Below are 19,583 nucleotides of genomic sequence, written 5' to 3'. Positions count from 1 at the left end.
CAGTCTTCTACGGGATGGGCATCGAGCCGGCCCGGCCGGGCGTGCCCCGGATGATGCGGGCTATCTCCGGGGCATGGGTGAAGACCAGTCGGTGGTCGGCTTCGAGCCAGAAGGCGGGGATGTGCGGCTGCTCACGAACGAGCCGGTCGATTCCGGCACGCCAGTTCCGGTTGAGCCGGGGCGCATGGTCTCCCCCGCTCTCACCGGCCATCGAGCTCGACATGATCATTCGGACCGGCCGGTCGATCTTCCGGTAGCGGTCGAGGATCCCGGACCGGACCGCGTCGATCTCGACGTTCAGGTCGAGGATGTCCTGGCCGGTGAGCAGCACCTGGCGCGCGGTGCCCCGTGCGGCCTCCTGCCGAGCCGCCATGTCCTCCCACATCGCGCGGAGTTCCGGCAGGAGGGCCTCGGTGACGAAGGGTTCGGGCACCGGGTTCGCCCCGTCGACGAGGACGAGCTCGGCCACGGCGCCGGGATGCTCGGAGGCGAAGTGCACGGCCAGGTCCGCGCCCATCGAGTAGCCCACGAGCACGGGGGGCTCGTCCAGGCCGAGGCGGTCCGGCTCCGCCATCACGGCGGCCAGATCGCTCAGGAACGCCTCGAAGGAGTACCGGTCGGCGGCCGAAGCGAGGCCGTGGCCTCGCAGGTCGAAGGTCACCACGTCGTGGTCGCGCCGTAGCAGTCCGGCCAGCTCGTGCAGGTCGGCCTGCGTACAGTTCAGCCCGGGGCACAGGACCAGCGGCCGTCCCCTGCCGCCGCGGGACACCGGGATCGTGATGCCCCCATGCCGGATCGTGAAGTTCCGCGTCGTCCTGCCGCTGGGTTCAGCCCGTTCTCCGTGGTCCGGCGCACTGGTCGTCCTGTTCATGGCGACTATGCTGGGGGGTTGCCCCTGCGTCAGGGTCAACCGCCGCGGTGGTGTGGGTCGTCACGGGGGTGCGGGGGTGGTGTCGGCGGCGTGTTGCAGAGCGGCGTTCTCGATCCGGATGCGGGTTCTCAGGAGGCCCAGGTTCACGACGCTGAACAGCAGGGCGGTGAGCCAGCAGGTGTGCACCAGCGGCAGGGCGATGCCCTCCGCCACGACCGCGACGTAGTTGGGATGGCGCAGCCGGCGGTAGGGGCCCTCGGCCACCAGCGGCAGGTCCGGAACGATGATCACCCGGGTGTTCCACCGCACGCCGAGCGTGGCGATGCACCACCAGCGCAGCCCCTGGGCCAGGACGGCGAGACCCAGCATCGGCCAGCCCAGGGCCGGGACGAAGGGGCGGTCGAGGAGCCGCGCCTCCAGCAGCGCGCCGCCGAGCAGGCCGGCGTGGGCGGCGACGATCGCCGGGTAGTGCCCGCGTCCGTACTCGACGCCGCCCCTGCTCCGGGCCCAGGCCTGGTTGCGGCGGGCCACGATCAGCTCGGCGATCCGCTCGGCTCCGACGAGCCCGATGAGCAGCGTGAAGCCGATCACGGGTTCACCAGCGCAGCAGGAGCAGTTCGGCGGAGAACCCGGGCCCGAGTGCCATCAGGAGCCCGGGTTCCCCCTCCGGCGGGCGGCGTCGCTCGATCGTCTCCTGCAGCACGTTGAGCACCGAGACCGAGGAGAGGTTGCCGAACTTCCGCAGGGAGTCCCATGTCAGGTCGAGTTCGCCGTGGACGAGGGCGAAGGCCTCGGCGATCGTCTCGATCACCTTCGGCCCCCCGGGGTGGCAGACCCAGGAGGTCACCTCGCCGGGCGACAGCCCGTGCTCGCCGAGGAAGGCGGCGACGTCGCCCGCCAGCGTCGCCTCGACGTGGTCCACCAGGTCGGCGGCCAGGACGATCCGGAAGCCGTGCTCTCCGACGTCCCAGCCCATGAGCCTACCGGTGCCGGGGTAGAGCTTGCTGCGGGTCGCGACGACCCGGGGCCCCCAGCGGCTCGGCCCCCCGGCACCGGTGCTCCGGTCGCCTCCGACCGCCACGACGGCCGCGGCGCCGTCCCCGAACAGCCCGCTGGCCACCAGGTTGGCCAGCGACTCGTCGTCGCGCTGCGCCGTCAGCGAGCACAGCTCGACGCAGACCAGCGCCGCCACCTGGTCGGGCCACGCGCGAAGGTAGTCGTGCAGCCGCGACAGTCCCGCGGCGCCGGCCGCACACCCCAGGCCGAAGATCGGCACCCGCTTGATGTCGTCCCGCAGGCCCAGGCGCTGGGCCAGGGACGCGTCCAGCGAGGGGGTGGCGACTCCGGTCGAGGAGCAGAAGACGAGATGGTCGACCTCCGACGCGTCGACCCCGGACGTCTCCAGCGCCCCCCGGACGGCTCTCTCCCCGAGGGACAGCGCTGTGTCGACATAGGCGCCGTTCGCGGTGGTGAAACCGTCGAGATTCGCGTACTTCTCGATCGGCAGGGCCAGGTACCGGCCCGTCACCCGGGTGGCGGAGTGGAAACGCTCCACCACCCGCCGATCGGCCCCGGTCGCCCCGACGACGGCCTCGGTGATATCCCGCTGCTCGTAATGATGTTCCGGCAGGACGGTCTGCACACCCGCTACACGCACGACTCCCCCTAAGCCTCCCCCTGCCGCTTCCTTACCCATCCGCGCGGCTTGTACCGGTGGACGGGATCGGCGCGGCGGTCACCGTGGCCCTCGGGGGGAGCGCTCACGCAATGGGCAGCACGTTCAGCCGCTGCAGCAACTCACGCGTGACGGTGGCGCGCTTGCCCGCGTCGCCGTCCTTCACGATGTCGATGTTCAGCGCGAAGGTGGACACGCGCCCGCCGCGCTCGACCCACCCGACCCACCAGCCGGTGCCGGGGTCGGGGGCGTTCTGCCAGCCCGACTTGGCGTACAGCGTGTACCCGTCCTTCTCCTCCTGCTTGATGAGGTCGCGGACGGTGCGCTGGTTCGCACGCGAAGCGGGCAGGCGCTCGGCCGCGAGCCGCTCCATGAACCGGGTCTGCTCCACCGCCGAGATCTTCAGCGGGCCGTCCAGCCAGAACCGGTCCACCGTGGTCCCGGTCTGGCGGTTGCCGTACCCGAGCCGGTGCAGCCACTGCCTCTCCCGCTGGAGCCCGACACGACGGGCGATCACCTGGAACGCCGCGGCGTTGGAGATGCGGACGGCCTCCCGCATCGTCATGTCCTGCTCCCACTCGGGGAACGGCTGCGGCGTCCCGTCCCAGGGGATCACCTCGTCGGGGCTCTTGACCGCGCCGGTCTCCAGCGCGACCAGCGCGTGCGGGACCTTGAAGCTGGAAGCGGGCACCAGCGGCGTCTCGGCGAGGCGCCGGTCCACCACGGTCGTGGAGCGGGTCTTCACGTCCAGCAGGGCGAACGAGCCGTGCACGCCCGCCGCGTCGAAGACGGCCCGCAGATCGTCGCGCTCGACGACGCCGGGCCGGATCTGATCGGCCGCGGCGACGGCGGCGGCGCGCGGGGCGGTGTCGTGGGCGGTCGCGCCGCACGCGGAGGCGCCGAAGAGGGTGAGCGCGGCGAGCGCGGTGGCGCCCAGCCGGACGCGAGCGGTGCGGGAGGAAAGGTTGATCATGCGGCTTACTCGATCAGCAGACGACCCGGCTTGTCCAATATGGATATCAATCAGCGATTGATATTGAAATCCGTATCAGTGCAGCTCACCCTCGCCGACCAGCCAGGGATGTGACGCGGCGTGCCATACCGATCACCCTGGCGCGCCTCCCCGGTAAACCAAAGGCCCTATTTCCCTATAAAAGCGGATATTGCCCGATCTAATAGCCACCTCATTCGTCACGCCATCCCCTTCAGGGCAGCCCTTGAGAACGCTTCAGGTATTCCCCATGCCGCCGCCAGCGCACTCGACGTTCGACGCAGGATTCAATCGACACATATCCCTTGCTCGACAGGACGAAATACTCTCGGAATCATCTCTATTTCGTCTCGCCGACTGCTGCAAGAATTACGTTAGGGAACTACTAGGACGATCCCGGCCGCGGCGCTGAAGGTGGAGCACGCGAAGCCGTGGTGCGCCGCGCAGCATCGGGTTCCCCAGGCTCACCGGCGACCCCGGTGCGATCAACTCCCGGCCCGCTCGGCGGCGGGCCGACCGGTGAAGGCGGAGGCAGTCCAGTGGTGGAGAACCGTAACGCGATCCTGTGGGGGACGTGCCCCCAGAACTTGTCCGGCTCCGACTTCGCCGCGAAGGACGCCTCCTACGGGCCGCTGACCATTCGCCGCTCCTACCAGCCCGCTGCCTCGGGCATGCCCGCGTCCTGGGCGCAGAGCACCGGCGGCGTGGATGTGGGGAAGCGGGCCAGCTGCTGGAGTGGGAAACCGTCGATCACCGCGATGGCCGGCGGGAGCCTCGACGCGCAGACGCTGAGGTTCCTGCGGTCAATCCCCAAGAGCCACCTCGCGTTCGTGTCGATCTGGCATGAGGGCGACGGCAAGATTCGTAACGGCGCCTTCCGTCTCGCGACGTACACGGCGGCTCTGAAGCGCTTCTGCGAACGGGTGCGGCAGGTGCAGTCGGAGGGCTGGACGCACCTGCACACAATCCAGATCCTCACCGCCTGGTCGGGCACCTCCCCCAAGGCGGGCAGCACCTATGCCGACACCTGGCCAGGCGACGGGCTTGTGGACGTCCTCGGCGTGGACGGCTACTCCCATGTCGGCAGCGGCCGCACCCTGTGGGGGCCCGCCGTGAAGTTCGCCCGGTCCAAGGGAATCCCGTGGGCGGTGCCAGAGATCGGTTATGGCAGAACCGGCACGAAGAGCGTGACCTGGTTGAAGGACCAGGTCGCCTACCTGACGACGACGCCGGGCGGGGGCGAGCACACGAGGTGTGCGTTCGCATGCTGGTTCGACACGACCGGCCCCATCTCGTCCCCGACGCCCGGGAAAGTCTCGGCATGGATCGCGGCGGCCAAAGACACGTCGCAGACCTACTACAGCGATTACACCGACTTTGTACTCTGATCGAGAAGGGACGCTGATGCCGTCATCCACGCGCGGATTCCAGCGCCCACTACCGCAGCGCGCGACACCGTGCTTCTGCGTGGCGCTCGCAAGGGCGATCGGCATTTTACTCGAATCAGCGTCGGCCTGCGTATACGCGTGACTTCACCGGCCGGCGACCACGCATTCCTCGCTGAGGAGGCCGAACTCGCGGCCATCTCCACGTGCCGCGTCATGTAATCGAGCGCCCCCCATACTCCCGATTCGCACATGCCCGCGGGGCGGCGTCGGCATGCCGCCCGCCCAGAAAGGAGGCAGTGTTGCTGTACGGGGTCGATGTGGCCAGCTACCAGGGCACTCCGAATTGGCCGGTGGTGCACCGGTCAGGCATCCGCTTCGGATTCTCGAAGGTCACCGAGAACACCGACTACACCAACCCCACCTGGGGGCACAACCGAGCGGGAATGCTCGCCCTGGGCGCGGGCTTCGTGCCGGGGGCGTATCACTTCCTGCACGGGGAGAGGGGCGCCGCGCAGGCCCGCTACTTCCTCGCCAAGGCCGGCGATGTCGCCCGCTTCGCGGTCGCGCTCGACATCGAGGCGTCCGGCGCCAACGCGACCACGGCCAGGGACTGGGTGGCCGAGTTCAAGGACCGCACCGGCGGCCACCCCGTCATCGGCTACTTCCCGCGCTGGTACTGGGAGGCCCACGGCAGGCCCGACCTCAGCTTCTTCGACACGATCTGGCAGTCGCGGTACGTCTCCGGCTCCGGCACGCCGGCCGCCCTCTACAGGAAGGTCCCCTCCTCGTGGTGGGTCCAGTTCGGCGGGGAGCCCATCTCGATCCTGCAGTACTCGTCCAGCGCAGAGGTGCCGAGCATCCCGGGCCGCTGCGACGTCAACGCCTTCCGCGGCTCGCTCGCGGAACTGAGGAAGCTGGCCCTCGGGCCGCGCCAGGGGGACGAAGTGCCCATCCGCAGCAGCTACGGCAAATCCAGGCCCCAGAATCTCGCATGGGGGCGGTTCACCCGCCTCACCTGGGACATCACCCACGCCGACCCGGCCAAGTCCCATTCCGAACCCGACAAGGACCACCCCGACGGCTATCCCGGCTACGTCGCTCCCGCTTCGACATGGGCGGACATCGACACCGTCGTCCGCATCGGAGGCCTCGGCGAGGGCGACGAATACCGGCTGCGGTTCGAGGTGCACGACTGGAAGGACGGAAAGTCCGCCGGATCATGGACCGAGGTCCGCGCCGACGCCAAGGCGACCGGCGGCGACCAGTTCGCCACCGGCGCCATGCCCAAGGGGCTCCGCAAGGGCCAGCACGTGTACGTCTCGGTCGCGGCGTTCCCCGCAGGCGGAAACGCCGAGGACCGGCCCGCCCCGCGGGCGTTGTCAGGCCGATGGACGATCGCCCAGGACCGCACCTGACCCGGCCCGGCACCGGACGCCCGCTCTCCCCCGCGGAGCATGCGTTCCCCGCGAAGAAACCGCTCAACGGATGAGGGAGACCGATGGCTGAAGCCGACCGCATGGACGAGGTGGATGTGCACCCCGGCGTGCACAGGGCGACCGAGACCGACGAGACGCAGGTCCTGCGTGCGCTGTACGGCGAGCCCGACGCCGGCGGGATCTTCCGCGGGCCGGACGAGAACGGTGAGGAGGGCCGGGCATGAGCGCCGCGAAGATCATCACGGCGGCGCGCAGGTCACTGGGGATGTCGGGGCGCCCGAACCCCATCACGCGGGAGTACGCGGCCCGGAACGGGAAGGAGTACCTGCGCGCGGCCTGGTGCGACATGGCCGTCACCTACTGGGCCCGGCACTCCGGCAACGCCGCGGCGGTGCTGCCGGGCGGAGACCGCGCCTACACCGTGTGGCACGTCGACGACTTCAAGAAGGCCGGTCGATGGCGCGCCGGCACCCGCTCCGCGGTCGACCGGGCCAGGCCCGGCGACATCGTCTTCTTCGACTGGGGTGGAAGCGACCGCGGCGGCTCGGTCGACCATGTCGGCGTCGTGGAGAAGGTCCTCGGAGGGGGACGGCTCCAGACGATCGAGGCCAACACCGGCGACGCGGTGAGGCGCCGCGTCCGCGCGGCCGGCGTCATCGCCGGCTATGGACGGCCCGCTTACGCGAGCGGCTGGACGGAGGACGCCGTGAAGGACCTGCCCACGATCTCCAAGGGCGCGAAGGGCTCGAACGAGGCGGTGCAGACCGCGCGCGGCCTGCTTCTCGCGCGCAGCCATCCCGAGGTCGGGACCCGCATGGACCGCGACTTCGACGCCACCATGGACAGGGCCGTCCGCGCGGTCCAGAAATGGGCGAAGATCGAGACGGACGGGATCATCGGTCCCGACACCTGGAGCGTTCTCCTTCGCGTCCACTGATCCGAACGCGCCCGGCCGGGGCGGACCGCCGTGCGGGTCCTCCGCAGAGCGTGTGCCGTCTCGCGGCGCGCGGAACCGATCACGCGGGCTGATCGTCGCAGGGTTCGTGGTCGTTCAGGAGATCAGGGACGAAGGGACGAGATGACTCGGTTTCCGCAGCTGCCGGCACCGGCGGAGCTCGCCGCCGCCGGGCCCAAGGGCGCCAAGAAGATGCTGACCAAGGCCGCGGACCCGCTCCCCGCCGCCGAGCTGGCACCGTTCTTCGAGCACGCCTGCCGGGAGCTGGTGCGGGCGGGAGAGAGGGAGCTCGCGTTCTGGGCGTTCGGCCAGGCGCGCAAGGTCGAGAAGGACCATCCCGCGCTGATCGACCTCGACCGGGTCCACGCCGTCTTCCTCGAACTGGTGCCCGCGGGCGGCGTCGGGCCGGCCGCGCTGCGCGACTACGCCAAGACGCTGGCCGCCGAGTTGCCGGGAGAGGAGGCGCACGCCCGCTTCCGGGAGCTCGTCTGCGCGGGGTTCGACGCCGGGGTCATCCCGTACGCCCGGATCTTTCCCGACCTGCGCGCGCTGGCCCGCGGCGCGAAGATCAAGAAGCGGGACGAGGAGGAGTTCCTGGCCGAGCGGCTGCTGCGCGCCGGGCTCATGCCCATCGCGTCCCACCAGGTCTGGGCGGCCGCCCGTGAGCCGCTCGCCGCGGTGGCCGGGCGCGACGTCTCCCTGATGGAGCGGCTGATCGCCGCCGAACCCGACCTCGGCCACCACGAGGAGGAGAGCGGCGCAGAGGTCGCCGAGGAGATCCGGCAGATGTGGCTCGAATGCCTGGCCGAGAGCGGGGCGGGGGTGCATCTGTCGGCGCACTGGTTCGGCGACGAGGGACGGGGCTGCGCGGCCGCCGTCCTGTTGGAGCTCGCCGACCAGGCCGGGGATCGGCTGTTCCCGGAGGCCGAGGTGGTGTTCGGCGAGGAGACGGACCCGGCGCTTCCGCCTCCCGACCACCGGCACATCATTCCCCAGGCGGAGATGGGCACCGACTCGCCCCGCTGGTGGGGTCCGAACTTCGACGCCGGTGCGCACGCCGCGGACGCGGCGTCCGGGCCAGAAGGACGCGAGCGTTTCGCAAGCCTGCTGGACGCGTTCGTACGCGACATGGGGTACTACGGCAACGTCGACTACCCGGCCACCGTCAGGTCGCTCTGGGAGCTGCCGGAGACCCGGGAGGTGCTGCGCGAAGCCGTCGACGGCTGGAAGGCCGACGCGGGCCGCACGGACCTTCCCTTCCTGCACAACGCCTTGCACCGGCTGGTGCGGCTGACCGGCCGCGGTGGTTACCTCGATCTGGAGCCGACCCTCGCCGAGGGGATCGACCCCGCCGACCCCGTGGACGCCCTCCTGGCGGCCCTGCGCGGCGGCATTCCCGCCGAACTGGCCGTGCCGAGCACAGGAAAGCCACACAAGTCTCCGAAAGCAGGCCGGACGATCCTTCAGCACCTCGGCTACCTCACCATCACGGAACGGTCCTGGAACGCCTACGCGTCCGTCACCGGCGACGCCGGCCTGTCGCTGAGGCTCCCCCGACTGCCCGAAGGGCTGCTGCCCTGGTACGACGGCAAGACCGGCCTCCTGTCACGCCTCAAGGACGGCGTCTGGCAGACGTTCCGGGTCGAGGGGCAGACGGGCGACAGCGTCGCGTTGACCCTGGACCCAGGCACCGCCACCGCCCGGCCTCAGGCGCCGGGAACCGCCGTGGTGACGTTCCCGGGCGCCGCCGGGCCGAGCGATGTCCGGCTGAGCCGCGGTGCGATCACGGTCACCGCCCCCGACGGGACCCGGACGGCGCGGCTCCCCTTCTCGCCCGTCATGAGCACGAAGGGCGGGCTCGTTCCGCCGCCCGGCTGGTGGCCGCGGCGGGACCCGGTGGACCCGGACGGGTCGGCGGCGCTGCGGCGTCTCGACCGCGAGGGCGCGGCGCGGCTGCTGGAGGCGGCGCTGACCGGACCGCGCGCGGCCGCCGACGCCCTGGAGGCCGTGCTGCCCGAGGTGACGGCGCCGGCGCTGCGCGACGGCGTCCTCGAAGCGACCCGGGCGGCCGTCGAGTGCCTTCTCCTGGGCATCGAGTTGCGCGACCGTACGGGCCGTCCCCAGCCGGCGGCACTGCCCTCGCTGGTCTCGCCGGCCGCCGGTCTCCCCTTCAGGCGCACCACCGCGCAGACGAGGTGGCTCGTGCGCCACCGGCTTCTGGCCCGCGCGCTGGAGTCGGCGGCGATCGAGGAGCCGGCGGCCGACAAGCCCTACCTCGTGCGGGCGGTCTCCCTGCCACCCCGCGGTCACGTGGGCGCCGACCTCGACACCCTGGCGGGTTTCGCGCTCCCGGCCGTCCTGCCGTGGACGTCTGAGTCGCGCCGCGAAGGCGTGCTCGACGTCCTGCGCCTCTGGGCCAACGCTCCGATCGGCGACGGGACGGGAGCCTGCCGCGTGCTCCGCCTCACTCCGGCGGGTGGCGAAGAGCAGTCCAACGCCGAACGCCAGATGGTCGACAGGCGGCTGGAGACGGAGGCGCCCGGGGAGCTGTGGCGCACCCCGAACGGCGCCATGCTGATCTTGAGCTACTGGCGAGGCGACCGGATCGCGACGGCCGTGGAGTACGCGCCCGGCGGGACGTTCGACCCGGTCGACCCGCCCGGCTGGGAGGCGGCCCGGCCCCCCGCCCCCTGCTGGGGCGGCGCCGACCGCGTCGTCCGGCTCCTCCGGTCGCTGGACGATCGCGGCCCCGCGCCGGTCGACGCCTCCGCAACCGTTCGCGCTCTGGCGGAACGCGCGGGTTTCGGCCTGGCGGACGCCGTCGCGGTCTGCAGGTTCCCGGCGGACGTCCTGGACGACGACATTCCCATGACCGGCGCCACGCTTCCCTTCCCCATGCAGGACGCGGTGCGGGAGCGCCTGCTGCCCGACGACCCGGCCGACCTCTGGACCACCGGCCTGGCCGTGGACGCGGCCGCCGGGTGGTGGCGGGCCCACGGCGAGCCCGACCCCCCGAAACCGTGATGCCCGCCGGTGGCCGAGCCGGGCGAGGCCGAGGCGTCAGTCCAGGTCGCGGTGGGCGCCGTGCAACGCACCTCCGGGTCCTCGGGCGGCCGCGAACCGGCGCCGCGGTCGGCGCGTGCCGACCGCGGCGCCGACGCCGATCACGGCGGCGAGGAGCGCCAGGCCCCCGATGGCGCCGACCGCGGTGTGGAAGGTGTCCACGGAGGCCGCGGAGAGCGCTCGTCGCACGTGGTCTTGCTCGGAGGCGGGGACCCCCGCGGGAGGAGTGCTGACCAGAGGACGGTCCTGAGCCTGCCGGACGACGGCCGGCGGCAGGTCCCGGCCGTCCAGCGCCGCCGGAAAGGACGCGGAGACCATGATCCCCACCGCGACCGTCCCGAGGAGGCTCCCGATCCGCGCCACGGCGTTGTTCACGCCTGAGGCGGCGCCCGCGAGGCCGTCGGGGGCGGCGCTCAGGACGGTCGAGGTCAGCGGCGCGACCAGCATCGCCAGCCCCGCGCCGTGGACCAGCACCGACGGGAGGACGACGGTGAGGAGGTCGGCTTCGGCGTCCGTCCGCAGCATCAGCAGGATTCCGGCGGCGGCGACGAGCGCGCCCCCGGCGATGAACCATCGGGGTCCGTACCGGTCCGCCAGGGCGCCGAACCGGCGGGAGAGCGCCAGCAGAACCATGACCGGGACGGCCGCGGCCAGCCCCGCGGCCGCCGGCGGGTAGCCGGCGGTCTGCTGCAGGAACAGGACGGTGTAGAAGCCGGACGAGATGAGGGCGCCGTAGAGGATCAGCGTGATGACGTTGAGGGTCGAGAACGCCGGGACGCGCAGCAGGCGCACGGGCAGCAAGGGGTCGGGAGTCCGCCGTTCCCACCAGGCGAGACCGGCGATCGCCGCTCCGCCGGCGGCCAGGGCGCCGACGACCGCCGGGCGGCCCCACCCGGTCTCGGGCCCCTGGATCAGGGCGAACACCGGGCCGCCCACTGCGGGGACGGCGAGGAGGGCGCCCTGCCAGTCGACGCGTCCCCCCTTGCTCTCCCGGGCTCCGCGCGGTGTCGCGCGGAGGATGAAGAGCAGGGTGACGGCGGCCATCGGCACCAGTGCGCCATAGACGGCCCGCCACGACACCGCGTCCACGAGCACCCCGCCGACGAGCGGCCCCGCGACCACGGAGAGGCCGCTCCACGCGGTCCACGAACCGATCGCCCGGGACCGCTCGTCCCCCTCGAAGGTCGTGGTGATCACGGCCAGCGCGCCGGGGACCACCAGGGCCGCGGCGGCGCCCTGCAGGAGCCGGCCGCCGACCAGGAGCGGCGCGGAGGGCGCCAGCGCCACCAGCAGGGCGGACGCGCCGAAGGCCGCGGTGCCCGCCGCGAAGATCCGCCATCGGTCGAAGACGTCGCCCAGCGCGCCGCCGACCAGGAGCAGGCTGCCGAGGGCGAGCAGGAAGGCGGCGACCACCCACTGCTGCACCGCGAGCCCGGCGTTCAGGTCGTCGGCGATGTCGGGCAGGGCGACCGGGGTCATCATGCCGTCCATCCCCACCAGCGATGACGACAGAATGCAGGCGACCAGCGCGTGTCTCTGGCCTGAGCGGCGCCTTGCGGTCACGGAAGTCAATGGGGGTCGCCCGATCAGTTGGCGTAGGTGAGTTCGGCCTTGGTGATGAACGGGCCATCGACGGTGAAGGCGTAGTAGGCGTCGAATCCGCCGGTGCCGCCGGGGGCGAAGTGCACGAGGAGGCGCTGGTATCCGGGCCGGTTCTCCACGATCTTGGTCACGGTCAGTTTCCCGCCGATGACCTCGTCCTCGGCCCAGGCGCGGATCGCGGCGCGGCCCTGGATGCGCCGCCCGACGTCGACGACTTCCGCGTCCGGGGCGAACGCTCCCGCCAGCGCGTCGAGGTCCCCGCCGTCGACCGCGCCGACGTAGGTGCTCGCCGGCGCCGGCAAGGTGCCTTCCCGCGGCTTGTCCGAGCAGGCGGCGGGAGTCTTCGCGGGGTCTTCGGCGGAGAGTTCTCGCGCTACGGCTTTGATGTTCTCCTGCACGATGGTCGGAAGGTCCGCGACCGGTGGCCGGCCGGGGTAGGTGCGGTCCATCTCGGTGGTGATCGTTTTCTGTTCGCCGGGGGTGACCGTTGTGCCCTCGGGCGAGTTCGGGGCGACGGCGGGGCGGACGAGGCCGCGGATCCGCTGGAGGTACCGGCGCTGCTCGTCGATGAGTGTCGTGGTCGGGCCGGGGGCTCCGTGCCCGGGGTAGATCGTCTTGGCGGCGGGGAAGCGCTTGCCCAGCTGGTCGAGGATCTGGAGCCAGCCGCAGCTGTTGCCTTCGATCAGTGCGGGGGTGACTTTGCCGGTGGCCAGGTCGCCGGAGAACAGGGCGCCGGTGTCGGGGCGGTAGTAGACGGTCGCGGTGTCGGACTCGCCCTCGGCGAAGGTGGCGGTTTCGAAGCGGAGGCCGCCGACCTGCAACGGTGAGCCGTCCGGGAAGGTCCGGTCGGCGTAGGCGACCTTGGCGGGAAAGGCGGGGTTCGCCGAACGGGCCAGGGGGTAGAAGCCGCGCCTGTCCTCCCGCATCGCCTTGTCGGTCGCCGCGGACGCGTGGACAGGGGCCTTGGGGAAGGCCTCGTGGAATGCGCCCGCGCCGCCTACATGGTCGGGGTGGGAGTGGGTCAGCAGAATGGCCGCGACGGGCTTGCCGGTCTTTTTGATCTCTGCGATCGCCTTGCGGGCGTCGGCCGGCGTGCGCAGGGTGTCGACCAGGACCAGGCCCTCAGGTGCCTGGATCCAGTAGGTGTTGACGGAGCCGGGGTTGGGGGACGCGAAACGCCCCGGCTGCGCCTGCGGTGCTTTGGGTTTGTCGTCGTTCGAGCAGCCCGCCGACCATGCGATCGCGCATACGGCGGAGCTTGCGGCGAGAAGGCGCCGCAGTCTCTGGTTCATCTGGAGCTTTCGTAAGGGGGAAGGATTTCAGCGGAAGTCGTCCGCGTGGGCGTCTGCCCATTGTTTGAAGGTGCGGGGAGGATGCCCGGTCACCTTTTCCACGGTGGGGTAGATCTGGGATTCGTCCAGGGTTCCGTCGCTGTAGAAGCTGAAGAACGCGTGGATGTACTCCTCCGGAATGCGTCCGGCCATGTCGGCGCGCGCTTCTTCGTCCGTCAGGGCGTGGAACCGCAGGTCGCGGTCGAGCACCTCGGCCAGGACGGCCAGGCGCTCGGCGGGCAGGAGCCGTTCCGGGCCGCTCAGCGGGTAGGCCTGCCCCTCGTGGCCGGGGTCGAGCAGCGCGCGGACGGCCACGGCGGCGATGTCGTACGGGTCGGTGGACGCGAGCGGCACGTCGCCGAAGGCGTCCTTGACGACGTCGCCTTCGCGCAGCTGGGGGAGCCAGCGCAGGGCGTTGGACATGAACGCGTTGGGGCGCAGGAACGTCCAGGCGAGCCCGGACTCGCGGACCGCCGTCTCGGAGTCGATCATGAACTCGGAGACGGCGTTGCGGGTGTCGGTGGCGATGGTCGCCAGGCTGGAAAGCAGCACCACCCGTTCCACCCCCGCCCGCCTCATCGAGGTGAGCAGGCCCGCCATGTCGCGGTAGCCGGGCAGCAGGAACACCCCGCGGACGCCGTCGAGGGCGGGGGCGAGCGAGCCGGGGTCGTTCAGGTCGCCGACGGCCTGCTCGACCGCCAGGCCGGCGGGTTCGCGCACCAGCGCGCGGACCGGCTGCCCGGCACGGACGAGTGCCTGGACGACCTCGCCGCCGACGTTCCCGGTGGCTCCGGTGACGAGGATCATCGCAGGGTCCTTCCGAAGTGGGCGGCGACGGTGTCGCTGGCGAGCGTGACCTGCGGGTCCTGGTCGTAGAAGTCGAACTGAGTGCCCTCCGCCCACAGGATGTCCTTGGGGCCGGCGAGCCCGGCGTGGAAGCGGCGGGCGCCGTCGGGGATGGCGGCGTCCTCGCTGTGGACGAGCAGGGTGGGCCGGCTGATCCGCGGCGCCAGCGCGATGGAGTCGTAGGTGAGCCAGTCCTCCCAGGCCATCACGGCGAAGCGGTTGGGCCAGGCGGGGATGCCGCCCCGGGCGGGGTTGAGGTAGAAGTCGATGTCGTAGGGCATGGCCGCGCTCGGGTCGGTGGCGCTGACCACCGGGACGTACTCGATCTCGCCGGTCTCCGCGAACCGCGCGCGGGCCTCCCGGGCCATCTTGATCTTCTGGGCGACCGCGTCCGCGCCCCCGTAGGCGGCCTCGCAGATGGCGGCGTCATGGAGCCACGGCGCGACCAGGGCGAGGGAGCCGACGCGGGAGTCGTGGGCGGTGTTGTCGGCCATGTACATCGCGGCGGCACAGATCCCCAGAGCGCCCAGCCTGGCACCGTCGATCGCCGGGTGGGCCGCGAGGAACGTCACCGCGTGGTGGATGTCGCGGACCTTGCGCGCCGGGTCCTCCACGTCGCGCGGTTCGCCTCCGGACTCGCCGAATCCTGTGAAGTCGAACGACAGTGCGGCGTATCCGCGGTCGGCCAGCCGTTCGGCGTACCGGTCGGCCATCAGTTCCTTGACGCTGGTCCAGGTCCCGGCCACCACGATGCCCGGAGCCGGGCCGTCGGTGTCGGGCAGGAACAGGTTGCCGGTCAGGGCGGCGTCACCGCTGGGGAAGGTGACCTTCTGCTGGGTCGTCACGAACGGTCCTTTTCTTGATCGGTGTTCGGCGTGGAAGGGGGGAGTGCGGCTGGACGATCCGGCGGGACGGAGCCGCGCCCCGGGCTCATCCGGCCGCCTTCGCCGCCAGGGCCATCAGCTCCCTGTTGCCGTCCGCCCAGGTCGCCGTCATCACGACTCCGCAGATCTTCCATCCGCCGTCGGCGCGGACCAGGTCGAACCGGTAGGCGCCGCCGAGCGTCCACAGCGGCGCACCGAACGGGTTCGCCAGCCGGTGGGTGGCCTGGAAGGACGCGGTGCACACCGCGGTGTCGTCCTCGATCGACACCTGGTGGCCGGCGACCAGGTGCTGCGTGGCGTCGAACCCGCCCAGCACCTGGGACCAGGCATCCGCGATCTGCTGGGGCGACAGCACGGCCGGTTCGCCGCCGTTCAGGCTCGTGTAGTCCAGACGCACCTCGTCGGCGAACACGCCTTTCAGCGCTTCCCACTCGCGTCGGTCGGCGTGCCACGCCATGCGCGTGCACACCTCGACCACGGCCTGGCCGTCGATGAGACGAAGCATCTCCGCTTCGAGGCCGGGACGGCCGATCGTGCTCACTCGTGCTCCCTGTCATCTCGTTGAACTCGGTCCGGCGGTTTCCGTCCGAAGGCGCGACCGCGTCGGCGATCGCCCGTCGGACCGCCTGCGTCCCGCGACGTCCGCGCGGTGGGCGTTCCGGCCGCCGGTGCGAGTCTGGACGCCGCAGTCCCGCCGGGGAAACAACGATGTGTTGTGGCGGGCACAGCGCGCACTGTGCCCGCTATCTTGGGCGTCGTGGGCGACATCGATCTCCGGCATCTGCGTTCGTTCCTGGCCGTGGCCCGGGAGCGGTCCATGACCGGCGCGGGAGCGGCGCTCCACCTGACGCAGCAGGCGGTGTCCACGCACGTGCGCAACTTGGAACGTTCCCTCGGCGTGGTCCTGCTGGTGCGGACCTCGCGAGGCGTTCTGCTCACCCCCGCCGGGGAGGAACTCGCGGCGGGGGGCGCGGCCGTCGTCCACGACGTCGACAGCCTGGCCGAACGGGTACGCGCCGTGGCCGGCTCCCAGGCCGGGACCCTCCGCCTCGCCTGCTGCCCCGCCGCCACCTCACTGTTCGCCGTCGATACGGCCGAGGCCCTTGAGGAGGCGGTTCCCGGCCTGCGAGTGACGCTGAAAGGCGCGCGGCACCCGAGACACGAGCTCGAACTCCTCGACGACGGGCAGGCCGACGCGGCCTTCATGTGGCTGCCGGTCGGTGACGTCGGGCTGCACCACGCCGTCGTGCGCAGCGATCCCCGGGCCGTGGTGCTGTCCGACCGCCACCCCCTGGCGGACCGCTCGACCGTGACCCTCGCCGACCTGGCAGACGATCCTGTCGTGCGTCCAGATGTCCTCACGTCTCCGGAAGCCGAACGGTTCTGGATCATGGATCCCCGCCCCGGCGGCGGTCCCGCGCCACGCGGCCCGATGGTGCCCAGCGTGGAGGACTGCCTCCTGGAGGTCGCCCGCCGCCGCGGCATCTGGCTCCCCCCGCGACCGCTGGAGACGCTGCTGCCCGCCGGCGGCCTGCGGTGGATACCGGTCACCGACGGCGGGAACTTCGACCTCGCCGTGGTGTGGAACGACCGGGCGCCGCAGCCTCTCATCACGCGCCTGATCAGCGAAGTGCGCATCCTCACCGGCCACGACCAGCGGCTCCACGCCGCCTGAAGCCGCTACGGCGGCGAAGGACGCGCGAACGGTACCGGCTCTCAGAGGGCGCTGCGCTCCAGCATGTCGTGCATGTACTCGCGGAAGCGGCGGAGGGTCGGGGGGTGGTCCGCGAAGCGGCGGATCCCCTCCGCGTCGACGACGCCCACGTGGATGAACCCGTTCACGATCCAGATGATGTTCCAGAGGCCGAGTTCGAGGTCGTAGTCGGCACGGACCGCGCCCCGGAACATCTCGACCACGGCGGCGATCAACGGCCGGTACAGTTTCTCGACGTCCTGCACGTCGGCCGCGTCGTTGAGCCAGCGGTGCACCCACAGGGCCCGCAGCTCCGGATGGGCCACCGAGTAGTCCAGGTAGCCGTCCACCAGCGCCTGCAGACCGGAGACGTCGGGCGGGACGCGCGCCATCACGGCCCTCATGTGCGCGGACTCGGCGTTGGCGTACCGGGTCATCACCTCCAGGTAGACATGCCGCTTGTCCTGCGCCAGGCGGCTGACCTCCTGCGCGCTCATCCCGGCGACCTCGCCGATCATCTGCAGCGAGGTCCCGTCGTATCCGAGCTGCACGAAGAGCCTGCCCGCCGCCTCGACGACCAGCTCGTATTGCTCTGCGTCCTCCTGGGCAGCCACAGTCCCTCCCCGGAAACGCGCTCTCCCCCATCCTTCCCCGGCTCGTCCGGGGCATCCGGCAGGGCGGCACGGAATGACCCCGCATTTACCGACTGTCACCGACGCAGCGTTCGCATCGGAGGTTCTTGAGAGTTCTCGCCTCGCTGCATTCGCCGCAGTGCGGGCAGTAGGCCACCGTGGTTCTCACCCAGCAGTGGGCGCTGAGGGCCTCACTGCCGAATCTGTGGTCCATGGTGTCCCCGTCGGTTTCCAGGGTCGTCACATCGTCCCGGCCGTTGCCGTTCAGCACGGGGTAGCGGCGCTCGCACGAACCGCACCGCCTCAGTTCCCAGGTCGCCTTGCAGACGTCGCATGTGCTGCGGAACGTGGACCTGTCCCGCGCCTGGAAGGTTCGGGAGGGGTCGCTTGAGGCGTTCCGGCACAGGGGGCACCGGGCGAGTTCCGCCAGGCTCTCCGCGGCGGCCCTCACCTCATCCCGCAACCGGTCGACCAGTTCGGCGTTGTCACCGCGTTGCATGAACTGGGCGGTGCGATGACCGAGTGTCCCGATCCGGCGTAGCACCGCGGCGAGCTCATGGGGGGCGGGCGGTCTCACGATGGTGAGGCCGTTCGTGCCGGTGGCGATCCAGTCCGTCCCGTCCGCGATGGCGTCCGCATCGCGGCCGGGGCAGTCGATGCGGCTCGGATACCTCTCGAACAGGTGCTGGGCGAGAGCCCAGCGCAGGCTGCGGGCCAGCCGGGTCACGCTGTCGATCTCCAACGGCGACACCGGGAGGAGCGACAGCGCTCGACCGCCGCCGGAGGGAGCGGGCGCCTCGCAGCCCTGGAACGTCCTGAGCCGGATGGGGAGGGGCAGCTTCTCGCGCTTCTCCCGCTGCCCGGGGTAGACGATCAGCGTGCGCGGGTCGGTCGCGGCCGCGGCGGCGAGCGCGTCGATCTCCTGGGCCGTCCGGCCCGGCTGCTCCGAAGCGACGAGCGCGTGCGCCACCGGAACGACGCGCAGGACGGCCTCGCCTCCGCAGCGCAGCACGAAGGTTCCTGTCTGCTCCCATCGAAGGCTGACGGCCTCCCGGTGCCGGCCGGCGCACCGGACTTCTCCGCCGGGCTTGAACGGGCCCTCCGGAACCAGGTCCAACTGCGCCAACGCATGCGTGAGAAGGAGGCCGGTGTAGAGCGTGAATGATTCACACCACTCCTGGATCCGGTCGTTGGACGGCCCGGACGCCCCGTTCCCGCTCCTGTCGGCGACCCATGCCCGCCAGAGCTCCGCGGCCCGCCTGTACCTGTCGTCGTTCGTGAAGACGTTGGTGCTGCGCAGGACGGTGCCGACATCGGTGTGACGGTGGACCCCCGGCAGGATCGTCGGCCCGCGAAGTTCGACCAGTGCGTTGCGCAGCCTCTCCAGATCCTCACGCAGTTGCCTGGCCCTGGTGCGCCGGGTGCTGCTCTCGACGAGCCCCTCGATGAGGAGGAACATGTACTGGCTCACCCGCCACGGGCGGCCGCTCGCGTCCTCCGCGTAGGTGCTCACGTCGTCGAGCATGGCCTCGATCCGTTCGACCTCGGCCAGCCGTCCCTGCACGTGGTCCCAGAGACGGTCGACCAGCCTGGCGAGCACCCGGTTCTCGTAGAAGTCCAGATCCGTCTCGCGCGCGGGGTCGAGGAGGCGCGCAGGGCGGATGCCGTTGGGACGCAGCGCCGCCCAGTCCTCGCTGCGAGCGGTGAGCCGGGTGATGGCGGCGGGAGTGACGCGCCGTACCCGCGAGGCCGGAACCAGCCGGTTCACCGCCCGGAGTCTGGCCACGGGCAGATGGCACGCCGCGCGCAGGTGCGGGAGGCAGCGCTCGATCACCTCGTCGATCTCGCGGGGCCGCAGCCGCTCGTCCATGTCGGCCCCGCCCATCAGCGGAGTCTCCGACAGCCAGTCCTCAGCGGTGACGTCCCGCGCGACCAGCGAGCCGAGCCTCCTGCCGATGGCCGTGACGATGTAGGTCGTGATGTCGTCGGGCATGGCGTGGTGCCCGAAGTCGCCTTCGTCGCGGTGGCGCCGCGTCTCGTCCCACAGCGTCCACGTCCCGTTCGCGGCGAGATAGCGGCCCGGGCGCACCGCCGTCGCGTTCAGGAAGAGGAGGCGGTCGCCGGGCGCGAAGAACAGCCTGCCGAGGGGCATGCGCCCGCCGGGCGGCCGCTCCACCTCGCGTCCCAGCAGCCGGTCCCAGATCCGCGCCGGCATG

17 protein-coding genes are annotated in these 19,583 nt (G+C 71.5%); 6 read left to right on the top strand and 11 right to left on the bottom strand.

Annotated features, from left to right (window positions below):
* Positions 1–7: 7 nt before the first annotated feature.
* The 4 genes from AB0K37_RS11355 to blaOXA form a co-directional block, all read right to left on the bottom strand.
* Positions 8–871 carry an alpha/beta hydrolase gene (locus AB0K37_RS11355; RefSeq protein WP_363978345.1) on the bottom strand — a complete coding sequence of 288 codons (864 nt, stop codon included), beginning with the start codon at positions 869–871 and terminating at the stop codon, positions 8–10.
* A 60-nt stretch (positions 872–931) separates the two neighbouring features.
* Positions 932–1,462, bottom strand: a complete 531-nt coding sequence (locus AB0K37_RS11350; protein WP_363978342.1) for an isoprenylcysteine carboxylmethyltransferase family protein — start codon at positions 1,460–1,462, stop codon at positions 932–934.
* Between the two features lie 4 nt (positions 1,463–1,466).
* Positions 1,467–2,528, bottom strand: a complete 1,062-nt coding sequence (locus AB0K37_RS11345) for a 3-oxoacyl-[acyl-carrier-protein] synthase III C-terminal domain-containing protein (protein WP_363978340.1) — start codon at positions 2,526–2,528, stop codon at positions 1,467–1,469.
* A 103-nt stretch (positions 2,529–2,631) separates the two neighbouring features.
* Positions 2,632–3,519, bottom strand: a complete 888-nt coding sequence (gene blaOXA / locus AB0K37_RS11340; RefSeq protein WP_363978337.1) for a class D beta-lactamase — start codon at positions 3,517–3,519, stop codon at positions 2,632–2,634.
* 557 nt (positions 3,520–4,076) lie between these two features.
* Here blaOXA and AB0K37_RS11335 point away from each other — a divergent pair.
* From AB0K37_RS11335 to AB0K37_RS11315, 5 genes are all read left to right on the top strand, one after another.
* A complete protein-coding gene (locus tag AB0K37_RS11335) occupies positions 4,077–4,925 on the top strand; it encodes a hypothetical protein (RefSeq protein WP_363978334.1) in 849 nt (282 codons plus the stop codon).
* Positions 4,926–5,224: 299 nt separating this feature from the next.
* Positions 5,225–6,340: a glycoside hydrolase family 25 protein gene (locus AB0K37_RS11330; RefSeq protein WP_363978331.1), complete on the top strand. Its 1,116-nt coding sequence runs from the start codon at positions 5,225–5,227 to the stop codon at positions 6,338–6,340.
* Between the two features lie 83 nt (positions 6,341–6,423).
* The gene (locus tag AB0K37_RS11325; protein ID WP_363978328.1) at positions 6,424–6,585 is read left to right on the top strand and encodes a hypothetical protein; all 162 of its coding nucleotides are present in this window, start codon (positions 6,424–6,426) and stop codon (positions 6,583–6,585) included.
* Complete coding sequence (locus AB0K37_RS11320) at positions 6,582–7,298, top strand: CHAP domain-containing protein (RefSeq protein ID WP_363978325.1); 717 nt, start codon at positions 6,582–6,584, stop codon at positions 7,296–7,298. The genes AB0K37_RS11325 and AB0K37_RS11320 overlap by 4 nt, the downstream gene beginning before the upstream one ends.
* A 141-nt stretch (positions 7,299–7,439) precedes the next feature.
* Positions 7,440–10,340 carry a hypothetical protein gene (locus AB0K37_RS11315; protein WP_363978322.1) on the top strand — a complete coding sequence of 967 codons (2,901 nt, stop codon included), beginning with the start codon at positions 7,440–7,442 and terminating at the stop codon, positions 10,338–10,340.
* Positions 10,341–10,376: 36 nt separating this feature from the next.
* On the opposite strand, the gene AB0K37_RS11310 is transcribed toward AB0K37_RS11315, so the two are convergent.
* From AB0K37_RS11310 to AB0K37_RS11290, 5 genes are all read right to left on the bottom strand, one after another.
* Positions 10,377–11,942 (bottom strand): MFS transporter, encoded by a 1,566-nt coding sequence (locus AB0K37_RS11310; protein WP_363978319.1) that lies wholly within the window; start codon positions 11,940–11,942, stop codon positions 10,377–10,379.
* Positions 11,943–11,965: 23 nt separating this feature from the next.
* Positions 11,966–13,273, bottom strand: a complete 1,308-nt coding sequence (locus tag AB0K37_RS11305; RefSeq protein ID WP_363978316.1) for an MBL fold metallo-hydrolase — start codon at positions 13,271–13,273, stop codon at positions 11,966–11,968.
* A gap of 27 nt (positions 13,274–13,300) precedes the next feature.
* Positions 13,301–14,119, bottom strand: coding sequence for an NAD(P)H-binding protein (locus AB0K37_RS11300; protein ID WP_363978313.1), 819 nt, complete (start codon positions 14,117–14,119; stop codon positions 13,301–13,303).
* Positions 14,116–15,003, bottom strand: coding sequence for an alpha/beta fold hydrolase (locus AB0K37_RS11295; protein WP_363978310.1), 888 nt, complete (start codon positions 15,001–15,003; stop codon positions 14,116–14,118). Before AB0K37_RS11295 ends, AB0K37_RS11300 begins: the two co-directional genes overlap by 4 nt.
* An 85-nt stretch (positions 15,004–15,088) precedes the next feature.
* Positions 15,089–15,583: a nuclear transport factor 2 family protein gene (locus AB0K37_RS11290; RefSeq protein WP_363978307.1), complete on the bottom strand. Its 495-nt coding sequence runs from the start codon at positions 15,581–15,583 to the stop codon at positions 15,089–15,091.
* Between the two features lie 216 nt (positions 15,584–15,799).
* Here AB0K37_RS11290 and AB0K37_RS11285 point away from each other — a divergent pair, with 216 nt between their 5' ends.
* Positions 15,800–16,717 (top strand): LysR family transcriptional regulator, encoded by a 918-nt coding sequence (locus AB0K37_RS11285; protein WP_363978305.1) that lies wholly within the window; start codon positions 15,800–15,802, stop codon positions 16,715–16,717.
* Between the two features lie 41 nt (positions 16,718–16,758).
* Here AB0K37_RS11285 and AB0K37_RS11280 read toward each other — a convergent pair whose 3' ends face one another.
* Both AB0K37_RS11280 and AB0K37_RS11275 read right to left on the bottom strand, forming a co-directional pair.
* Positions 16,759–17,349, bottom strand: coding sequence for a TetR/AcrR family transcriptional regulator (locus tag AB0K37_RS11280; protein WP_363978302.1), 591 nt, complete (start codon positions 17,347–17,349; stop codon positions 16,759–16,761).
* An 85-nt stretch (positions 17,350–17,434) separates the two neighbouring features.
* On the bottom strand, positions 17,435–19,582 hold the full coding sequence (locus AB0K37_RS11275) for a hypothetical protein (RefSeq protein WP_363978300.1): 2,148 nt from the start codon (positions 19,580–19,582) through the stop codon (positions 17,435–17,437).
* Position 19,583: the final 1 nt, after the last annotated feature.

This window comes from Actinomadura sp. NPDC049753 (assembly GCF_040674655.1).
GTDB classification, from domain to species: Bacteria; Actinomycetota; Actinomycetes; order Streptosporangiales; family Streptosporangiaceae; genus Spirillospora; species Spirillospora verrucosospora.
This window is presented reverse-complemented; position numbering and strand designations above follow the sequence as displayed.